This window comes from Streptomyces sp. NBC_00209 (assembly GCF_045206345.1).
GTDB lineage: Bacteria > Actinomycetota > Actinomycetes > Streptomycetales > Streptomycetaceae > Streptomyces.
The window spans coordinates 3,401,275-3,421,166 of the sequence record NZ_CP108121.1 but is presented as its reverse complement, the minus strand read 5'-3'; the positions used below and the strand labels follow the sequence as shown (position 1 = coordinate 3,421,166).

15 protein-coding genes and 3 tRNA genes are annotated in these 19,892 nt (G+C 72.7%); 14 read left to right on the top strand and 4 right to left on the bottom strand.

Annotated elements, in window-relative coordinates:
* Positions 1–52 precede the first annotated feature (52 nt).
* The 5 genes from OG867_RS15410 to OG867_RS15390 all read left to right on the top strand — a co-directional run bounded on the left by OG867_RS15410 (position 53) and on the right by OG867_RS15390 (position 5,096).
* Positions 53–1,558, top strand: a complete 1,506-nt coding sequence (locus OG867_RS15410) for a trypsin-like peptidase domain-containing protein (RefSeq protein ID WP_406285883.1) — start codon at positions 53–55, stop codon at positions 1,556–1,558.
* Positions 1,559–1,612: 54 nt separating this feature from the next.
* A tRNA-Ser gene (locus OG867_RS15405) sits at positions 1,613–1,697 on the top strand.
* Positions 1,698–2,086: 389 nt separating this feature from the next.
* Entirely contained in the window at positions 2,087–2,398 is a 312-nt protein-coding gene (locus tag OG867_RS15400; protein WP_328901233.1) for a hypothetical protein, read from the top strand.
* Positions 2,399–2,655: 257 nt separating this feature from the next.
* Complete coding sequence (locus OG867_RS15395) at positions 2,656–3,279, top strand: SigE family RNA polymerase sigma factor (RefSeq protein WP_328901234.1); 624 nt, start codon at positions 2,656–2,658, stop codon at positions 3,277–3,279.
* A 167-nt stretch (positions 3,280–3,446) separates the two neighbouring features.
* Positions 3,447–5,096 carry a long-chain fatty acid--CoA ligase gene (locus OG867_RS15390; protein WP_406285880.1) on the top strand — a complete coding sequence of 550 codons (1,650 nt, stop codon included), beginning with the start codon at positions 3,447–3,449 and terminating at the stop codon, positions 5,094–5,096.
* Between the two features lie 90 nt (positions 5,097–5,186).
* On the opposite strand, the gene OG867_RS15385 is transcribed toward OG867_RS15390, so the two are convergent.
* Both OG867_RS15385 and OG867_RS15380 read right to left on the bottom strand, forming a co-directional pair.
* The gene (locus tag OG867_RS15385; RefSeq protein WP_406285878.1) at positions 5,187–9,584 is read right to left on the bottom strand and encodes a PAS domain-containing protein; all 4,398 of its coding nucleotides are present in this window, start codon (positions 9,582–9,584) and stop codon (positions 5,187–5,189) included.
* A 211-nt stretch (positions 9,585–9,795) separates the two neighbouring features.
* Complete coding sequence (locus OG867_RS15380) at positions 9,796–10,254, bottom strand: SSI family serine proteinase inhibitor (protein WP_406285876.1); 459 nt, start codon at positions 10,252–10,254, stop codon at positions 9,796–9,798.
* Positions 10,255–10,453: 199 nt separating this feature from the next.
* Here OG867_RS15380 and OG867_RS15375 point away from each other — a divergent pair.
* The 5 genes from OG867_RS15375 (at position 10,454) to OG867_RS15355 (ending at position 13,054) form a co-directional block, all read left to right on the top strand.
* A tRNA-Ser gene (locus tag OG867_RS15375) sits at positions 10,454–10,544 on the top strand.
* Positions 10,545–10,706: 162 nt separating this feature from the next.
* Positions 10,707–10,779, top strand: a tRNA-Arg gene (locus OG867_RS15370).
* Between the two features lie 104 nt (positions 10,780–10,883).
* Positions 10,884–11,273 (top strand): antibiotic biosynthesis monooxygenase family protein, encoded by a 390-nt coding sequence (locus tag OG867_RS15365; protein ID WP_406285874.1) that lies wholly within the window; start codon positions 10,884–10,886, stop codon positions 11,271–11,273.
* On the top strand, positions 11,240–11,770 hold the full coding sequence (locus OG867_RS15360) for a group II truncated hemoglobin (RefSeq protein WP_406285872.1): 531 nt from the start codon (positions 11,240–11,242) through the stop codon (positions 11,768–11,770). Before OG867_RS15365 ends, OG867_RS15360 begins: the two co-directional genes overlap by 34 nt.
* A gap of 69 nt (positions 11,771–11,839) precedes the next feature.
* On the top strand, positions 11,840–13,054 hold the full coding sequence (locus OG867_RS15355; RefSeq protein ID WP_406285870.1) for a helix-turn-helix domain-containing protein: 1,215 nt from the start codon (positions 11,840–11,842) through the stop codon (positions 13,052–13,054).
* 306 nt (positions 13,055–13,360) lie between these two features.
* Here OG867_RS15355 and OG867_RS15350 read toward each other — a convergent pair whose 3' ends face one another.
* Entirely contained in the window at positions 13,361–14,557 is a 1,197-nt protein-coding gene (locus tag OG867_RS15350; protein WP_406285868.1) for an NAD(P)/FAD-dependent oxidoreductase, read from the bottom strand.
* 114 nt (positions 14,558–14,671) lie between these two features.
* Positions 14,672–15,616 carry an RNA polymerase sigma factor SigJ gene (gene sigJ / locus OG867_RS15345; RefSeq protein WP_406285866.1) on the bottom strand — a complete coding sequence of 315 codons (945 nt, stop codon included), beginning with the start codon at positions 15,614–15,616 and terminating at the stop codon, positions 14,672–14,674.
* A 53-nt stretch (positions 15,617–15,669) separates the two neighbouring features.
* Between sigJ and OG867_RS15340 the strand changes: the two genes are divergently transcribed.
* From OG867_RS15340 to OG867_RS15325, 4 genes are all read left to right on the top strand, one after another.
* Complete coding sequence (locus tag OG867_RS15340) at positions 15,670–16,590, top strand: DUF2797 domain-containing protein (RefSeq protein ID WP_406285864.1); 921 nt, start codon at positions 15,670–15,672, stop codon at positions 16,588–16,590.
* Positions 16,591–16,603: 13 nt separating this feature from the next.
* A complete protein-coding gene (locus tag OG867_RS15335; protein WP_406285862.1) occupies positions 16,604–17,479 on the top strand; it encodes an amidohydrolase family protein in 876 nt (291 codons plus the stop codon).
* Positions 17,480–17,557: 78 nt separating this feature from the next.
* Positions 17,558–18,298, top strand: coding sequence for a response regulator transcription factor (locus tag OG867_RS15330; RefSeq protein WP_406285860.1), 741 nt, complete (start codon positions 17,558–17,560; stop codon positions 18,296–18,298).
* Between the two features lie 4 nt (positions 18,299–18,302).
* On the top strand, positions 18,303–19,826 hold the full coding sequence (locus tag OG867_RS15325) for a sensor histidine kinase (protein WP_406290970.1): 1,524 nt from the start codon (positions 18,303–18,305) through the stop codon (positions 19,824–19,826).
* The last annotated feature ends 66 nt before the right edge of the window (positions 19,827–19,892 follow it).

The window sequence follows — 19,892 nt, the reverse complement described above, 5'->3', positions numbered from 1 at the left end:
CACAGCGGATCTCTTGCCGAATGACTGATGTGGAACCGAGGAGTAAAGAGCTGTGAGCACCGAGAACGAGGGCAACGAGGGCAACGCGGCCGAGGCCGCCCCGTCCGTACCTCCCGTGCCGGCCGACGCTCCCCAGGCGCACCCCGAGGACGCGCCCCCCGCCGCCTCCCACCCGGACGAGGCGGCCACACGGCAGCAGCCGGTCGCGCAGGCGCCGGACCGGCAGCCCGCCCCCGTCCCTTCCTCGCCGGATCCCGCGACCGCGCAGACGGCCGCTTTCCCGACGGACCCGCAGTACGCGCCCCCGCCCCCGCCGCAGTCCGCGGCCGACGCGGGCTGGCCCCCGCCGCCGCCCGCCGTCCCGGCGTACGCCCAGGGGGCGCACGGCGGTGGCGGCGGCCCGGTCTGGGGCCCGCCCGGCGGAACGCACACGCCCGAGGCGCCGCGCAAGCGCGGTGCGGGCGGTCTGGTGGCCGCCGTGGTGGTGGCGGCGCTCGTGGCGGGCGGCATCGGCGGGGCCCTCGGCTACTGGGCCGCGGACCGCAACGACGGCTCGGGCTCGACCACGGTCTCCGCCTCGGCGAACCCGCAGGACCTCAAGCGCGACTCGCGCACGGTGGCCGGTGTGGCCGCCAAGGCGCTGCCGAGCGTCGTGACGATCGAGGCGCAGGGCGGTGACGGCGAGGGCGGTACGGGCACCGGCTTCGTGTACGACAAGGAAGGCCACATCCTCACGAACAACCACGTGGTGGCCTCCGCGGCGGACAGCGGTCAGCTCACGGCGACGTTCTCCGACGGCAAGAAGTACGACGCCGAGGTGGTCGGCCGGGCCCAGGGCTACGACGTGGCCGTCATCAAGCTGAAGAACCCGCCGCAGTCCCTGACCCCGCTGCCGCTGGGCAACTCGGACCAGGTGGCGGTCGGCGACTCCACGATCGCGATCGGCGCCCCGTTCGGCCTGTCCAACACGGTCACCACGGGCATCATCAGCGCGAAGAACCGCCCGGTCGCCTCCGGTGACGGCAACGGCGGCAGCAACTCGTACATGAGCGCCCTGCAGACCGACGCCTCGATCAACCCGGGCAACTCCGGCGGCCCGCTGCTCAGCTCGGGCGGCGCGGTCATCGGCATCAACTCGGCGATCCAGTCGACCGGCAGCTCCGGCCAGAGCCAGGCGGGCTCCATCGGCCTCGGCTTCGCGATCCCGATCAACCAGGCGTCGACCGTCGCCCGGCAGCTGATCAAGACCGGCCAGCCCGTCTACCCGGTCATCGGTGCCACGGTGACGATGGACGAGAAGGGCGACGGCGCCGTCATCGCGGACAAGGGCACGGGCGGCACGGAGGCGGTCACGAAGGACGGGCCGGCGGCCGAGGCGGGCCTGCGCGCGGGCGACGTCATCACGAAGTTCAACGACACCCCCGTCGACAGCGGCCCCACCCTGATCGGCGAGATCTGGACCCACAAGCCGGGCGACCGGGTCACCCTGACCTACGAGCGCGACGGCAAGACGGCGACGGCCGAAGTCACCCTGGGGGAGCGCAAGGGCGACAGCTGACCGGCTAGGCTGTTCCCCGCGCCGGACCGGTCCTCACCGACCACACCGGCGCGGGGTGGGTTGCCCGAGCGGCCTAAGGGAACGGTCTTGAAAACCGTCGTGGCGCGAGTCACCGTGGGTTCAAATCCCACACCCACCGCGGTGAACGGCCCCTGACCGGGCGAATCGGTCGGGGGCCGTTCGTGTGTGCGGGGCTCCTAGGATGGCCGGTGGGGGCGGGGTCGTAGCGCAGAGGTCGTCGCGCGCGGTCTCCAAAACCGTGAGGACGCCGGTTCGAATCCGGTCGGGTCCGCCTCCGCCTTTCCCTCTCGGGAAGTCGCTCATGCGGGCGCTGGGCGCATAGTTCGCACCAGGTAGGGGGTTTGGTTCGGGTTCCTCACGCTTGCGGGGGAACCGGAAGCTGTGGGTGGTTCGCCGGGGTGGTGGTGGGCAGTTCTGGTCCGCGACGTCGTGATCAGCACACCGGGTGGGTCGGCCGCCGGCCCGGGTTCAGCCTCAGCCCTACTTCCGGTTCCTGGAGGAACAGACATGGCAAGCATCCGTACCGCTCGTGTCCTCGCCGTTGTTGCCGCGCTGCCGCTGGCCGCCGTTCTCCTCGGCGGAGTGGCCCAGGCGGACAACGGCTCGTTCGCGAGCAGCGGATCGAGCGCGGGCGTGGCCACGATCAGTGGCAGCGGGGTCGGCCGGGACAACGCGGGCAACTCCTCGACCTCGCAGCAGCAAGCGACGGGGTCCGGAGCGTCGAACCAGAGCACCTCCGCGCAGGTGAACGGGTCCGCCTTCACCAATATCGACCAGTCCACGCACAACCTGGCGGTGAACTTCACGAACCTCTGGTGACCGCCGCTCCGTTCGCGGCCCGGTCGGGGGGCCGGACCGCGACGGACGCACACGACGGCCCGTCCGTACGCCACTCCGGCGCGCGGGCGGGCCGTCCGCCGTTCGCGCCCCCGCCTCAGGGGCGACCCCGACGCCCCGGGTATGTCCCCCTCCACCTACAGGAGGTGGAGGGGGGCCCGGTCCTACACCCTGAGGCGGACGCGGTTTCGGGACCTGGGGGCGATTTGGGCAGCGGGCCCCGCTCCTAGCGTGGAGGCATGACCACGCCAGTCCGCACGGGCACCCACAGGGGAGCCGCACCGGTACGCACCTACGCGTCGGCGCGCACGACGGGCGCCTCCGGCCGCGCCGCGCACACGGCGCGCACCTCGGCGGCGCCGCATCTCCCTTACCCCTCGTTCACGTCGTTCGTGCAGGCGCGCGGTCCGGTGCTGCTGCGGGCGGCGCGCTCGCTCACCGCCAACCCGAGCGACGCCGAGGACCTGTTGCAGACCGCGCTCACCAAGACGTACGTCGCCTGGGACCGGATCGAGGATCACCGGGCCCTCGACGGCTATGTCCGCCGGGCCCTGCTGAACACCAGGACCTCACAGTGGCGCAAGCGCAAGGTGGACGAGTTCGCCTGTGACGAACTGCCCGAGCCGGAGGCCGTTCCCGGTCCTGACCCCGCGGAGCGGCAGTCGCTGCACGACGCGATGTGGCGCGCGGTCCTGAAGCTGCCGGCCCGCCAGCGGGCGATGGTCGTCCTCCGCTATTACGAGGACCTGAGCGAGGCGCAGACCGCCGAGGTGCTCGGGGTGTCCGTCGGCACGGTCAAGAGCGCGGTCTCCCGGGCGCTCGGCAAGCTCCGCGAGGACCCGGAGCTGGCCTCGGACCGCTGAGCGGTGGCCTCCGCAGAGGCGGAACAGGGTGATCCGACCCGGTCCCGGGTGGTGTGACATTGCGGGACGACACCGATTCGTACCCCCGGAAGTAGTGACATACCAAGCGGTATGTGCGCAGAATCAGCGGAACCCTACTGCCGCGTAGCGCCCACCGGGAGGACGCCGTGCTCAGCACCATGCAGGACGTACCGCTGACTGTCACCCGCATCCTGACGCATGGGATGACGATTCATGGGAAGTCGCAGGTCACGACCTGGACCGGAGAGCCGGAGCCGCACCGGCGCAGTTTCGCGGAGATCGGCAGCCGCGCCGGCCGGCTCGCCAACGCCCTGCGCGACGAACTCGGCATCGACGCCGATCAGCGCGTTGCGACGCTCATGTGGAACAACGCCGAGCACGTGGAGGCGTACCTCGCCATCCCGTCCATGGGCGCCGTTCTCCACACGCTGAACCTCCGCCTGCCCGCCGAGCAGCTGGTCTGGGTCGTCAAGCACGCCGACGACAAGGTCGTCATCGTCAACGGCTCCCTGCTGCCGCTCATCGCGCCGCTGCTTTCCCAGCTGACGTCGGTGGAACACCTGATCGTCTCGGGTCCGGGCGACCGTTCCCTCCTGGATGGCGCGGCGGTGCGCGTGCACGACTACGAGGAGCTGCTCGCCGGCCGCCCCACCAGCTTCGACTGGCCGGAGCTGGACGAGCGCCAGGCCGCCGCGATGTGCTACACCTCCGGCACGACGGGGGACCCGAAGGGCGTCGTCTACTCCCACCGCTCGATCTACCTGCACTCCATGCAGGTCAACATGTCCGAGTCGATGGGGCTGACCGACAAGGACACCACCCTCGTCGTCGTTCCGCAGTTCCACGTCAACGCCTGGGGCCTGCCGCACGCGACGTTCATGTCGGGCGTCAACATGCTGATGCCGGACCGTTTCCTCCAGCCCGCCCCGCTCGCCGACATGATCGAGCGCGAACGCCCGACGCACGCCGCGGCCGTTCCCACCATCTGGCAGGGCCTGCTCGCCGAGGTCACCGCCCATCCGCGCGATTTTACGTCCATGGCCAACGTCACGATCGGCGGTGCCGCCTGCCCGCCCTCCCTCATGGAGGCGTACGACAAGCTGGGCGTCCGCCTCTGTCACGCCTGGGGCATGACGGAGACCTCGCCGCTGGGCACCATGGCCAACCCGCCCGCCGGACTGACCCCGGAGGAGGAGTGGCCCTACCGCGTCACCCAGGGCCGCTTCCCGGCCGGCGTCGAGGCGCGGCTGGTCGGCCCGGCCGGCGAGCACCTGCCGTGGGACGGCGAGTCGGCCGGTGAGCTGGAGGTGCGCGGCGCCTGGATCGCCGGTGCGTACTACGGCGGCGCGGACGGCGAGGCGCTGAGGCCCGAGGACAAGTTCAGTGAGGACGGCTGGCTGAAGACCGGTGACGTCGGTGTGATCAGCGAGGACGGCTTCCTCACGCTCACCGACCGGGCGAAGGACGTCATCAAGTCCGGTGGCGAGTGGATCTCCAGCGTGGAGCTGGAGAACGCGCTGATGGGCCACCCGGACGTCGCGGAGGCCGCCGTCGTGGCCGTTCCGGACGAGAAGTGGGGTGAGCGTCCGCTCGCCACGGTCGTCCTCAAGGAGGGCGCCACCGCTGACTACGAGTCGCTGAAGGCGTTCCTCGCCGAGTCCGGCATCGCGAAGTGGCAGCTGCCGGAGCGGTGGTCGGTCATTCCGTCGGTGCCGAAGACGAGCGTCGGCAAGTTCGACAAGAAGGTCATCCGCAAGCAGTACGCGCAGGGCGAGCTGGACATCACGCAGCTCTGATCAGCTGTCCGGTCCTCTGAGGAGCGGACGGAGCGAGGGCGGTACGGGTGCGTTCCCGTACCGCCCTCGTCGTATGCCTCGGTACGCCGGTCAGTTCGTTCCGATCTTCGCGAGCAGGTCGACAATGCGGGACTGCACCTCGTCGCTGGTGGAGCGCTCCGCCAGGAACAGCACGGTCTCGCCGGAGCCGAGGCGCGGCAGCTCCGCCTCGTCGATGCCGGCCGAGGTGTAGACGACCAGCGGGGTGCGGTTCAGCTGTCCGTTGGCGCGCAGCCAGTCCACGATTCCGGCCCGGCGGCGGCGTACCTGCATCAGGTCCATCACCACCAGGTTCGGCCGCATCCTGGTCGCCAGCGCCACGGCCTCGCTGTCCGTCGCGGCGCAGGCGACCTGCATGCCCCGCCGCTCCAGCGTCTCCGTCAGCGCGGCCGCGATGTCCTGGTGCTCCTCGATCAGCAGGACACGCGGCGGGTGCTGCTCGCTGTCGCGCGGCGCGAGCGCCTTCAGGAGTACGGCGGGGTCGGCACCGTACGCCGCCTCCCGCGACGCCTGTCCCAGGCCGGCGGTCACCAGTACGGGCACCTCGGCGGCGACCGCCGCCTGCCGCAGGGACTGCAGCGCCTTTCGGGTGATGGGCCCGGTCAACGGGTCTACGAAGAGCGCGGCGGGGAACGCCGCGATCTGCGCGTCCACCTCCTCGCGCGAGTGCACGATCACCGGCCGGTAACCGCGGTCGCTCAGCGCCTGCTGCGTGGAGACGTCGGGCGCGGGCCAGACGAGCAGCCGGCGCGGGTTGTCCAGCGGCTCCGGGGGCAGCTCGTCGTCCACCGGCTGCGGGGACGGGCGGTTGGCGACCTCGACCGCGCCACCGGGGCCGTCCAGCGGCTCCGGTCCCTCGGCCGCGCCCTCGTCGGGCGCCCCGATGGCGTACGCGCGCCCTTCGGCCGCCGGCGCGGAGATCAGCTGCCCCGATCCCTGCCCGTGCACGGTGGGGGCGGGGGGCGTGGCGGCGGGTGCCGCGGGCGCGGGCTGCGGGGGTGCCGGGGTGGGAGCCGTGGCGGGCGGCGCGGGGCGCTCGTCCTGGCCGGGCTCGGGCTCCGGGGGCGCGGCCAGCTTGCGGCGCCGGCCGACGCTGCTGCCGCCGCCCAGGGTCTGGTTCTGCTGGTGGGCGATGTGCTGGGCGAACGGCACGCCCTGCCCCAGCGTGCGCACGCTGAACGCGCGCCCCTGCGTCGAGTCCGACGCCCCCGACATCGGGGCCTCGGCGGGCAGCGGCTGCCGCCGTGCGTCGGGCGCGGGCGCCAGCATGCGGGGACGGGCCGGGGGGCCGGCGGGGGTGGCCGTGCCGGTGGTGTGGCTCGTACGTCCGGTGCTCTGCGTTTCCGGCGCGGCGGCGGGTACGGCGGGCCCTTGGCCGGAGGCGTCGTCGTCCTCCCAGCCGCCGGGATGCGCGGGCGGTACGGGCAGGTCGGCCGAGGCACCGGGCTGCTCCGGCTGGGCGGGGGGCGCGAAGGGGGCGCCCGGCGCGCCGAGCCTGGGATCGGCGACGGGTTCGGCGGTGGCGGGCGGCGCGGTTTCGGCGGCCGGTCCGGGCGGGGCGCTCTGCGCTGTCGGCCCAGCCGGTCCGGGCAGCGCGAACGGTGCGGGCTGCACTTCCTGCGGCCCCGTGTCCCCGTGGCGGCCGCGGCGCCGCCCGGTGGGGGCGGGCTGGGCCTGCGGCGGTACGGGGGCGTGCTCCGGCGCCCCGGCCGGGGAGTCGGACGGGGTGGCGGCGGGGGCGCCGGTGGCGGCGTCCGGCCCGCCGGGCAGCCCGGCCTCGGACTGGAACGCGGCGGGCCCGGCCGGGCGCGTACCCACGTCGGCGCCGTGCGAATCGACCGCGGCGGCCTCGTCCGTACCCACGCCGACGTCATACGAACCCGACTCGGCGCTCTCAGGCGCGTCGGTGGAACCCGGAACCCCGATCCCCGCGCCCAGGGATCCGTCCGGCCCCCCGGCCTCAGGGGTGGCCCGGTCCGCGTCGGCGGGCGGGAGGGCGAAGGGGACGCGCGGTCCGGCCTCGGCGGCGGCGGCCCGTTCCTGGGCGGCGGCGAGGGCGCGGCGGCGTCGTCCGGTCGGCTGCGGTGCCGGGGCGGGCAGCTCCGGCGAGGAGCCCACCGGGGCGGGAGCCGGGCGTCCGGCGTCTTCGAGGGTCGAGAAGGCGGCGGGTGCCGTGGACTCGACGGCGTTCATTACGGGGGGGAGGGCGAGGCGGCCCTCGTCACCCGCGTTCCGCCGGTGTCCGCCGGCCGCGACCGGGACCTGAGCCCCGGCCGGAACGCCCTGCGGGGGCACCGTCTGCCCGAGCTGCGGCCGCCCACCCTGCGCACTTTCGGCGGCGGTCACCACGGACCCCTCCGACGGAGCGGCCGCGGGCAGCGCGAGAGCCTGCCCCGGGGCGCCCGTCTCAGCGGGGCTGGGGCGCCCGCGACGGCGTCCGGAGCCCTCGGCAGCCTGCTGGGCGGGGATCAGCTCGTTCGGGGCGGCTTCGGGAGCGGGGGCGGCACGGCGCGCACGCCGGCGACCGGTCGGCGCGGCCGCGCCGGTGTCCCCGGGGGCCGCTTCCAGCTCGCCGCTGCCGTCGTCGCCGCCCATGGGGCTCTCCAGGAAGGCGTCGGTGGAGGAACGCCGCGCACGGCGCCGGCCCCTTCCCGCCTCGGGCGCGTCCGACACCACCGGCGCCGGGTCCGCATGACCGGCCTCCCCGAGGGGAAGGGACGCGGGCGCCATCGGAGGAGCGGCCTCCACCTGCGGCAGTGCGGGCGGCTCCGGCGGCGCCACGGTCCCCGCACCCGCCCCGATCGGCACCTCGAGTACGTACGCGCTGCCGCTCATACCCGGCATCTCGTGCGTCTGGAGCACACCGCCGTGCGCACGGACGATGCCGCTCACGATGGGCACGTGCACCGGGTCTCCCCCGGCGAACGGTCCGCGCACCTCGATGCGTACGACGTCACCCCGCTGGGCGGCGGCGACCACGACGGTCGAGTCGACGTACCCGCCGCCGGGCACGAGGCGGGCCTTGCCGGTCGAGTCGACGCCGGCGACGTCCGCGACGAGGTGCGCGAGGGCGGTCACGAGACGCCCGGCGTCGATCTCGGCCTCGATCGGCGGGGCGTGCACCGCGAACTGGGCGCGGCCGGGGCCGATCAGCTCGACCGCGGCGTCGATGCCGGCCGTGACGACGCCGTCGAGCAGCACCCGCGTCTTGACCAGTGCCTCGGCTCCGGCGTCGAGACGCTGGTAGCCCAGCACGTTGTCGATGAGGGTCGTCATGCGCGCGTAGCCCGCGGCCAGGTGGTGCAGGATCTGGTTCGCCTCGGGCCACAGCTGGCCGGCGGGGTCGGCGGCGAGCGCGGAGAGCTCGCCGCGCAGCTCCTCCAGGGGGCCGCGCAGCGACTCGCCGAGCACGGCGGTGAGCTGGGTGTGCCGGGCGGTGAGGTCGGTCAGCCGCTCGGACTGCTCCTCCAGCTCGGAGGCGTAACGCTCGGTGCGGTCGGCCAGCTCGGCGGCGTGCGCCTCCTTGAGGGCGGCGAGCTCGGCGGCGTGCCGTTCGGTGAGCTCCGTGACCTCAGAGGTGTGGCTCTCGGCCAGCTCGGCGGCCTCGGCCTTGCGCCGCGCCTCCAGCTCCTCGTAGGGGCGGCGGTCGGTGAACGTCATCACGGCGCCGACGAGCTGGTCGCCGTCGCGGACGGGGGCGGTGGTCAGGTCGACCGGCACCTGTTCCCCGCTCTTGGACCACAGAACCTGCCCGCGTACCCGGTGTTTGCGTCCCGACTTCAGCGTGTCGGCGAGTGGGGACCCCTCGTACGGGAAGGGCTCGCCCTCCGCGCGGGAGTGCAGGATCAGCGGGTGCAGCTCCTGGCCGCCGAGATCGCTGGCCCGGAAGCCGAGGATCTGCGCGGCGGCGGGATTGACCAGGACGACCCGGCCGTCCGTGTCCGTACCGACGACACCCTCGGCGGCGGCGCGCAGGATCATCTCGGTCTGGCGCTGCGAGCGGGCCAGCTCGGCCTCGGTGTCGACGGTGCCGGAGAGGTCGCGCACGACGAGCATCAGCAGCTCGTCACCGGTGTAGCTGCCCCCGTACGAACCCTGGACGTCCTTGTAGGCCGCCTGCCCGTCCTCCAGGCTGGCGCTGGTCACCTCGACCGGGTACTCGTTGCCGTCGGTACGCCGCGCGATCATGCGCGTGGGCTTGGTACGGCCCCGCTCGTCCGCAGCCTCGGGCCGGCGCATCGACCCCGGGATCAGCTTGGAGTCGAACTCCGGCAGCAGATCGAGCAGCCCGCGGCCGACGAGCGCGGTGCCCGGCGACTCGAACATTTCGAGGGCGATGGTGTTGGCGTTGACGACCGTACCGTTGCAGTTGACGAGCAGAAGCCCGTCCGGAAGGGCGTCGAGTATGGCTGCGAGGCGAGCAGCGCCTCGGGATGGCCTGCTGCTCACGACGACGCTTCCTCCCTGATTACTGCACCTTGCCGACAGCGGCCCCATCTTGCCCCTCGGGCCTCAGGCTGTCACTGAAGGAGTCTAAAGGCAGGGGAGGGGCGTGGGGCTGCGGATGAGGGGGAGCTCTCACCAAGGTTTGGTGCGTACGTTGTACGGCTCCGAGTCGCATCCCGCCCCGCGGCGGCCCGTCGAGGGGCCTCGGGCCCGGTCACCGCACGTTCGGCAGGACCGGCCGCAGACCGTTCCACCGGGCGATCTCGCATCCGTTGGTCCGCCTGAACGAGGCGTCGACGTGGCGGCCGTGCCAGGTGCCGGTGACCCGGGCGGTGGATTCCCCGCCGTACTGCTGCGTACACATCGCGTCCCGGGGAACCGGCGCGAAGGGGTCCGCCCCCTCCCCCTCCAGCTGATCCAGCCGCTCGCACGCCTGCGCCGCGACCGGGTGGCTTCCCTTGGCTGGCCCGCACTCCAGCTCGTACCTGCCGTCGGCCTCCGGGTTCCCCGACCCGGCGACGACCACGGTGAGCCGCGTCCCCGCGCCGTCGTCCTGGAGGAGCGGCAGGGAGAGCGGCAGCGGGAAGGGCCCGGACACGGCGGTGGCGGCGGGCGCGGCGGCGGACAGCGCGGCGAGGGACGCGACAGCGGTGAGAGCGAGACGGCGCATCATGGCGGACTCCTGTGGCGGAAGAACCTGCGGGGGGCGGCGCCCCCGCCCTGCCTAACGCGCGACGCGCCCCGGCGTTGCGCACGGCAACCGCTTTGCCCTCGTGGCCGACCGCCTAGTACCGTAGGCCGCGATTGGTGGCGCAGCGTGCAGCTGTGTCATCATCTGCACGCACCACTCGCGCTCGCGCGGGCGTTGCGATGGAGGCGTCGCCTAGTCCGGTCTATGGCGCCGCACTGCTAATGCGGTTTGGGGCTTACACCCCATCGAGGGTTCAAATCCCTCCGCCTCCGCACCACACCGAAGCCCCGGTCCCCAGGACCGGGGCTTCGGTCGTTCCTCGGCATCTGCCCAGCTCAGGCCGGGTGCGCCTAATGGATTTCGCGTCCCGGCGCAGGTCATGTAATGTTGTTCTCGCAACGCCGACGGGGCAGAAAAAAACCCCGGAAGCACAAGCACTCGTAGCTTAACGGATAGAGCATCTGACTACGGATCAGAAGGTTGCAGGTTCGAATCCTGCCGAGTGCACAGCAGGCCGGAGGCCCCCAGGAGAATTCCTGGGGGCCTCCGGCGTTTGCGGAACGCGGGACCCCGGCCGCTCGGCAGCAGGCCCGGACCGCTGGCCCCGGCGAATGACCCCGGTGCTCCAACTCGGCTTTCTGGTTGCGGAGTTTCGCTTTCGGGGGAAGCCCTCCGGACGGTCGGCGGTGCGGCGGAGACTGAACCCTTCGCAGACGTGGCTGGGGGATTTCGTGGTCATCGAGTACATCCGCTATCGCATTGCGGAGCCGGAGCGGCGGGTTGCCTTCGAGGGGGCCTATGCCAAAGCTGCCGGGGAACTGGACAGCGCGCCGGAGTGCCTGGCGTACGAGCTGAGTCATGGGGTGGAAGAGCCGGAGCGGTACATCCTGCGGATCGAGTGGACGTCCCTGGAGGGCCATGAGCAGGGGTTCCGCGGGGGCCCGTGGTTTCCGTCCTTCCTGGCTCCGTGCGGCCGTTCATCGGAGACATCGAGGAGATGAAGCACTACGAGCGGACCGACGTCGTCTCCGGGGGAAGAGGCGACGCGGTGCGGGCGGAGACGCTGGCAGAGGCAGTCGGGGGGATCGAAGGGCTTCGGCGGCTGAGCAACTCGTTCTACGACGGGGTGCTGAGCGATCCGCTGCTGGCGCCCGTGTTCGCCGACTTCAGCCGTACGCATATCGAGCATGTCGCCGTCTGGCTCGACGAAATCTTCGGGGGCGCCACCCGGTACACGGACGATCTCGGCGGGCACCAAGCGCTGCTGAAGTCCCACCTGGGCATGGCCATCACCGAGGAACAGCGGCTGCGCTGGATGGAGCTGATGAGCGAGGCCGTCGCCAAGGAACTACCGGACGACGAAGTGCTCCGGCGGCGCGTCATCGAGTACTTCGACTGGGGGACCCGGATCGCCCGAGACGTCTCCGCCGACCCGGTCGGCACCGACCTCGGCGACCCGGGACCGACCCCTCGGTGGGGATGGGACGGGTTGGTCTGAGTCCGGAGGGGCGGCGCCGACGTCTCCCGGGCACCCGCCGCTCGGAGGCCACGGGCGTACCGTGACTGCGTGGCGAACGATGATCTGGGGCGGACTCTGCGGCGGTTGCGGCGGTTGGCTTCTTTGACGCAGGAAGAGCTGGCCGAGCGGGCGGATGTGTCCGTCGATGTGATCAGGCAGCTTGAGCAGGGGCGGAAGCAGTCGGCACGCCTTCCTACGTTGCACGCGCTCGCGAACGGTCTCGGCGTTGAGCTCACCACGCTTCTGGGGGACCCGCCCGCTGTCGCGTCCTCGGGGGAGAACGACGGGCCGCGCTTCGTGGCGGTGCGTCGCGCCATCATGCCCGCGCTGTGGGGGCCGGAGCCGGAGCCGCCCGGGGACGGCTTCGCGATGGATCGGCTGCGTGAGCGGATCGCGGAGGGGTGGACGCAGTACCACTCCGCCGAGTTCGACGCCGTGATGACGGCCCTGCCGGAGCTCATTGCGGATGCGCGCGCAGCCGCTGCTTCGTCCGAGGGGGAGGTGCAATGGGCCGGCTTCGGCGCACTGGGCAAGGCGCTTCAGCTTGCCGGGCATGTTGCCGTGCGGATGGGGAAGACCGATCTCGCTCTCATCAGTCTGGAGCGAGCGATAGAGGCAGCTGGGCAGTCGGCCGATCCGCTGCTCGTCCCGATGATCGTCAACTCCACGGCCTGGACGTACCAGCGGCAGGGCCGTCTGGAGGACGCACTGGGCATTGCGCTGCGTACCGCTGACGAGATGGTGAGCGCGGGACGACTCGACACCGTTGACGGGCTGAAGGTGTGGGGAGCGCTGACCATGAGCGCTGCCACGTCCGCCGCGCGGAGTGGGGACTACGACCGTGCGGCGGCGATGATGGGGGCGGCGGAGAAGGAGGCCGCGCGCGTCGCCAAGCTGCCTGAGGGTGGTGACAACCGGATGGTCAGTGTCTTCAGCCCGTCCTCCGTGCGGATTGAGCGTGTTCGGCTGGCCGTTCAGTACGGTCACCCGCAGGACGCTCTGGCCTTGGCCAAGGGGATGCGGCTGAGCAAGGACACACCGCCGTCGTGGCGCACGTGGCTGCTTCTGGACGTGGCACGGGCGCACACGGACACGGGGGACGCGGCCGGAGCCGTAAAGACTCTGGAATCGCTGCGCCGGGTGGCACCTACGTGGATGCAGCACCACACCTTGGCCGTGGCCATCGTGCGGGACCTTTGGTCCCTGCCCAACCACCCTTCCGGACTGCGGCCGTTGGCCGAGTACCTCGGGGTCTGCGCGTAGCGTCCTGAAAGTAGGACGCAGCGCCCCTGTAACCCCTTCTCGCATGTCGCTTACATGAGCGGACAGTGCCCCGGCGGCCGTGCGACCGGCCCCGGGGCTCGGCCGATCTGAAAGAGCAGACCGACATGCCGCAAGCTACAGCGCGGCCCGTGCCCATCTTTCTCAGCTGATCGACATGTTCGGCGTGGACGGGTGCTTGAGGGTCAACGTGGTGCCTGAACCTGCACCGGAGGCTGCAGGTGAGGCTGCCGAGGAGGAGTAATTCAGACGGGCGCGGGAAAGGGAGGCGGCGGCCCGGGTCCCCCCTCACCGTTCCGCAGCCGCCACCGGCGTGGACGGGGCGGACACCGCGACCGGGCGGCGGCGGGACGGCATGCCGGCCGTCGGGTTGGCCACGCCCCAGGCCGCGCCCTTGCAGACCAGTTCCTTGTAGACCGCGGCGATCCGGCCCGTCAGCGCCGCCTTGACCGCGCGGTCGTCGGCGGTGACGTACTGGATGAGGCCGTCCTTGCGGCCCAGTGAGACGCACTGGTTGAAGTAACGCAGCGGGGTGGACGGGATCTTGGTGCCGGCGAGGCGGGCCGCGAGGGCGTCGGCGGCCTGCCAGGCGGTGGGGACGCCCGAGGCGCAGGACATCCGCAGCGGCTTGCCGCCGGGGCCCGCGACGAGGGCCGCGTCCCCGATCGCGTACACGTCGGGGTGCGAGACCGAGCGCATGGTCGTGTCGACCACGATCTGGCCGGTCTCCGAGGTCTCCAGGGCGGTGGCAGCGGCGAGCGGGTGGACCGCGAAGCCGGTCGTCCAGACGGTGACCGCCGCCTGGAACGAGGTGCCCTCGGCCGTGGTGGCGTAACCGGCGCCGACCTCCGCGACGGCGGTGTTCTCGTGGACGGTGATCCCGAGCCGGTCGCAGACCTTGCGGACGTGCGCGCGGCCGCTGGGCGAGAGCCAGTCGCCGAGCCCGCCGCGCGCGGCGAGGGCGATGTCGAGGTCCGGGCGGGTCTCCGCGAACTCGGTCGCCGCCTCAAGACCGGTCAGCCCGCCGCCGACGATCAGCACGGACTGGCCGGGCGCGAGGGCGGCCAGCCGCTCGCGCAGCCGGAGCGCGCCGGGGCGGCTCGCGATCTCGTGGGCGTGTTCGGCGGTCCCGGGGACGCCCTGGGTGTTCCAGGCGCTGCCGAGGGCGTAGACGAGCGAGTCGTACGCCAGCTCCTCCTCGCCGTCCGCGCTGTCGACGGTGACCGCCTTGCGGTCGACGTCCACGGCGGTGACCCGGCCGACCTTCAGCTCCACGCCCGTCCCGGCGAACATCTCGGTGAAGGGGCGGGGCTTGAGGTCCTGGCCGGCCGCGAGCTGGTGCATGCGGACGCGCTCCACGAAGTCGGGCTCCGCGTTGACGAGGGTGACGCTGACGTCCTCGCGGCGCAGCCGCTTGGCGACGCGGCCCGCCGCGATGGCTCCGGCGTATCCGGCTCCGAGGACGATGATGCGGTGCTGCTGCATGTGCCTGCTCCTGTCTCGCGCGGGTTCGCCCCTGCGGGGTGGTTTCTCGCCCCTTGAACCGGGTAGCCCGCGCTTTCCTGACAGGAGAGTGATGTGACCTGCATCACTAAGTACTTAGAAGGCCGTGAGCAGTGGCTTTCCGTGTTCCATCGCCGCCCACCGCCGGGTCGCGCGGTCCAGCTTGTCCGGGTTGACCTGGTTCCGGAACGAGGCGATTCCCTCCGGAGTGACCTCCACACACATGACGCCGATGACGCGTTGGCCGACGACCGCCAGGACGGCGGTGGAGCCGTTCGCGTACGTCATGTGCAGCTCGACGGAGCCGCCGGTGACCGCGGTCTTCGCCTTGCCCGGCTTGAGCAGGCCGCGCATGAACGTCGCGACGGCCTTCGCGCCCTCGAACGCCTTGGCACGGGCGGGCACCTTCCCACCGCCGTCGCCGAGGGAGATCGCGTCGGAGGTTAGCAGCTCCACGAGCGGTTCGGTACGGCCGCCCGCGGCGGCCAGCAGGAACTCCTCGATGACCCGGCGGGCGGCGGCCTCGTCCACCTCGGTGCGCGTCCGGCCGTCGGCGATGTGCTTCTTCGCCCGGTGGTACACCTGCTGCACGGCGGATTCGCTCAGGTCCAGGATCTCCGCGATCTCCCGGTGCGGATAGCCGAACGCCTCGCGCAGCACGTACACGGCCCGCTCGCCCGGCGTCAGCCGCTCCATGAGCGTGAGCACGGCGTACGAGACGGACTCGCGCTGTTCGACCGTGTCGGCGGGGCCGAGCATGGGGTCCCCGGCGAGCAGCGGCTCGGGCAGCCAGGCGCCCACGTACGTCTCGCGGCGGGCGCGGGCGGAGGTGAGCTGGTTGAGGCAGAGGTTGGTGAGGACCTTCGTCAGCCACGCCTCGGGGACCTCGATCCGCCCGGTGTCGGCGGCCTGCCAGCGCAGGTAGGTGTCCTGCACGGCGTCCTCGGCCTCGCTCGCCGAGCCCAGGAGGCGGTAGGCGATGGCCTCCAGCCGGGGCCTGGCCGCCTCGAACCGGTCCACGTCCTGCACGGTCAGGTCCATGCCGGAATCCTAGCTCCGGGCCCGTTGTCAGTGCCCACCCGTACGCTGCGGACATGGACTGGCAGTGCACCGGCCTCCGTTGGCCCGAGGGCTCCGACGGCCCCGCGCTGGGCTGGCGCAAGGGGGCGCGGACGCGGGCGAGCGTTCTGGCGTACGGAACGGAGTTCGGCTTCCGGGCGTCCGGCGAGCGGCGCTGCTCCGGGGCCCGGGGCAACGCCTGCCCGCTGGCTGCCGTGGTGCCGGCGACGAGCACGGGCGGCCGCTGCCCGGAGTGCGGGCGGCTCGACCGGGCGCATTCGGTGGCCGCCGACACGATCCCGGACGACCCGCGCATGTACCGGGTGTACCTCGCGTGGTTCGGGCCCGGCCTGGTGAAGGTCGGGATCACCGGGGAGGAGCGGGGTGCGGCGCGGCTGCGGGAGCAGGGGGCGGTGGTCTTCAGCTGGCTGGGCCGGGGGCCGCTGATGGCGGCGCGCCGGGCCGAGGAGGTGCTGCGGGCGGCCCTCGGGGTCCCGGACCGCGTTCCGTACGCCCGCAAGCGGGAGGTGCGGGCGGCTCTCCCGGACCCGGCGGAGCGGGCGGGCGAGGTCGAGGAGCTGTACGGGAAGGCGGCGGCCCTGGAGGGCGGTGGCCGGCCGGAGGCGCTGGAGCGGCTGCCGTTCGCGGCGGTGGACCACGCGGAGGTGTTCGGGCTGGGGGAGGGCCGGATGACGGGGACCGGCCCCGGCGCGATACCCCGGTCCTGGCCCGTCCGCGCGGTGACCGGTCTGGTGGACGGGGGCGTGGTGGCGGGGAGGCTCGTCGCGGCGGCCGGACCCGACCTGCATCTGGACGCGGGCCCGCAGGGACTCGTCATCGTGGACACGCGGCTGATGACCGGCTGGACGCTGACGGCGGCCGGGGCGGACGCGGCCGGGGTGAGCGTGCCGACCGTCGTGGTGGGGGGTGGGGCGGCGCAGGACGGGCTGTTCTGAGAGGGTCGCCCGTATGGGTGACGATCACGACGACGTGGTGCGGTTCCGGCAGCGGCTCGGGCTGCCCGGGCTCATCGACGTACACACGCATTTCATGCCGGAGCGGGTCCTGCGCAAGGTGTGGGCGTACTTCGACTCGGTGGGCCCGCTGACCGGCCTGGAGTGGCCGATCGCCTACCGGCACGAGGAGGCGGAACGGCTCGCCGTGCTCCGCTCGTTCGGGGTGCTCCGCTTCACGTCGATGCTGTACCCGCACAAGCCGGGGATGGCGGCCTGGCTGAACGGCTGGGCGGCCGAGTTCGCCGCCCGTACGCCGGACTGCCTGCACACCGCGACGTTCTTCCCCGAACCGGACGCCGGACGCTATGTGCGGGAGGCCGTCGAGGCGGGGGCCCGGGTCTTCAAGGCGCACCTCCAGGTCGGCGCGTACGACCCGAACGACCCGCTGCTCGACCCGGTGTGGGGTCTGCTCGCGGAGGCGGGCATCCCGGTCGTGGCGCACTGCGGTTCGGGCCCGGCCCCCGGCAAGCACACCGGTCCCGGCCCCATCGGCCGTGTCCTCGCCCGGCACCCCCGGCTGCCGCTGATCGTGGCGCACATGGGGATGCCGGAGTACGCGGAGTTCCTGGCGCTCGCGGAGGCGTACCCGGAGGTCCGGCTCGACACGACGATGGCGTTCACGGACTTCGTCGAGGAGTTCAGCCCGTTCCCCCCGGGGGAGCTCGGCCGCCTCGCGGCCCTCGGCGACCGCGTGCTGCTGGGCACGGACTTCCCGAACATCCCGTACCCGTACGCCCACCAACTGCACGCCCTGGAACGCCTGGACCTGGGTGACGACTGGCTCCGGGCGGTCTGCCACGACAACGCGAAGGAGCTGTTCGGCGTCTGAGATCCCCGGCGCGGCTTTCTCAGGGAATTCACAGAAACGGGAAAGAACTCTCTCAGAGCTGTCCCGGAGGCTGGCGTCATGACGACGACGACCTCGCCCCAGGGGCGTACCGAACTGCTCAGGCCGGACCGCACCCCCGTGCGGGTGCTGGTCGTGGACGACGAGGCTTCGCTCACGGAGCTGCTGTCGCTGGCGCTTCGTTACGAGGGCTGGGAGGTGCGCAGCGCGGGCGACGGTGCGGCCGCCGTGCGTACGGCCCGTGCGTTCCGGCCCGATGTGGTGATCCTCGACGTGATGCTGCCCGACATGGACGGGATCGCCGTCCTCGGCAGGCTGCGGCGGGAACTGTCCGACGTGCCGGTGCTGTTCCTGACCGCGCGGGACTCCGTGGAGGACCGGATCGCCGGGCTCACGGCGGGCGGCGACGACTACGTCACCAAGCCGTTCAGCCTGGAGGAGGTCGTGGCCCGGCTGCGCGGCCTGATCCGGCGGTCGGGGACGGCGGCGGCGCGCAGCGAGTCGCAGCTCGTCGTGGGCGACCTGATGCTGGACGAGGACAGCCACGAGGTGAGCCGGGGCGGGAAGAACATCCACCTGACGGCGACCGAGTTCGAACTGCTGCGGTTCCTGATGCGCAATCCGCGCCGGGTGCTCAGCAAGGCGCAGATCCTGGACCGGGTCTGGAACTACGACTTCGGCGGCCAGGCCAACGTGGTCGAGCTGTACATCTCCTACCTGCGCAAGAAGATCGACGCGGGCCGCACGCCCATGATCCACACCCGGCGCGGGGCGGGATACCTGATCAAGCCCGGTGAGTAGCGCGGTGCGGCGGCCGTGGACCCTGCGCACCCGTCTGGTGGTCTCGGCGGTGACCCTGATCGCCGTCGTCGCCGCCGTGATCGGCTCGGTCACCGCGATCGCGTTCCACAGCTACCTGTACGGGAAACTCGACGGCCAGCTGCGGGACATAGCGGTCCGGGCGCAGCGGGCGCCGGGTGTTCCCGCACCAGGGGGCCCGAAAACGTCCCCGGAGCGTGATCCGCTCGGTTTCATCGGCATGGGCGGTCAGCCGCTGGAGACCTTCGGCGCGCTGGTCGAGCGGGGGGAGATCACGGACTCGGCCGTCGTGAAGGACGGCGGGTTCGACGCCGGTGAGAACACCGAACCGCTGACCGACGCCCAGCGGGACGCGGTGACGGAGGCCGGTGTCACGGCGGACGACCGCGCGCATGACGTCGAGCTGCCCGGCCTGGGCGGCTACCGGGTGCGGGCGGTGCCGACGGACGACGGCGGCACGGTCCTCGTCGGGATTCCCACCGGCGAGGTGAGCCGTGCGCTGGGCACCCTGATCCTGGTGGAGGTCTGCGTGACCGGTGCGGGGCTCGTCGCGGCGGGGATCGCGGGCGCGGCGATGGTCGGTGTGGCACTGCGGCCGTTGCGCCGGGTGGCGGCGACCGCGACCCGGGTCTCCGAACTTCCCCTGCACAGCGGTGAGGTGGCCCTCTTCGAACGGGTCCCGGACGCGGAGGCGGATCCGCGTACGGAGGTCGGCCAGGTCGGCGCGGCGCTCAACCGGATGCTGGGGCACGTCGGTTCGGCGCTGGACGTGCGGCAGCGCAGCGAGACGCGGGTGCGCCAGTTCGTCGCGGACGCCAGTCACGAACTGCGGACGCCGCTGGCCTCGATACGCGGCTACGCCGAACTCACCCGGCGCGGACGGGAGGACCCCGGTCCGGACACCCGGCACGCGCTCGGCCGCATCGAGTCGGAGGCGCAGCGGATGACGGGCATGGTCGAGGATCTGCTGTTGCTCGCCCGCCTGGACGCGGGTCGCCCGCTCTCGTACGAGAGCACCGATCTCTCGCCGCTCGTCGTGGACGCGGTGAGCGACGCCCGCGCGGCGGACCGCGCGGAGCCCGTCCGCCAGTGGCGCCTGGACCTGCCGGACGCCCCCGCGACGGTCCGCGCCGACCCCACCCGCATCCACCAGGTCCTGGTCAACCTCCTGGCCAACGCCCGTACCCACACCCCACCGGGCACCACGGTCACCGCCCGCGTCCTGGCCGGCCCCGACGCGTCCTGGGTCACCCTGGAGGTCCAGGACGACGGTCCCGGCATCCCTCCGGACCTCCTCCCCCACGTCTTCGAACGCTTCGCCCGGGGCGATGCCTCCCGTTCCCGCCACGCCGGTTCGACGGGCCTCGGCCTGGCGATCGTCCAGGCGGTGGTGGCGGCCCACGGCGGCGCGGTGGAGGTGCGGTCGGTGCCGGGGGAGACGGTGTTCGCGGTACGGCTGCCCGCGGAGCGGGCGGACGCGGGCAGGCCCGCCGGACCGCCGCCCGCCTGAGTACCGGCGGACCGAGCCATCCGCTCATGTCCGTTCGGTACCGATCCACAGCACCGAGGACGACCC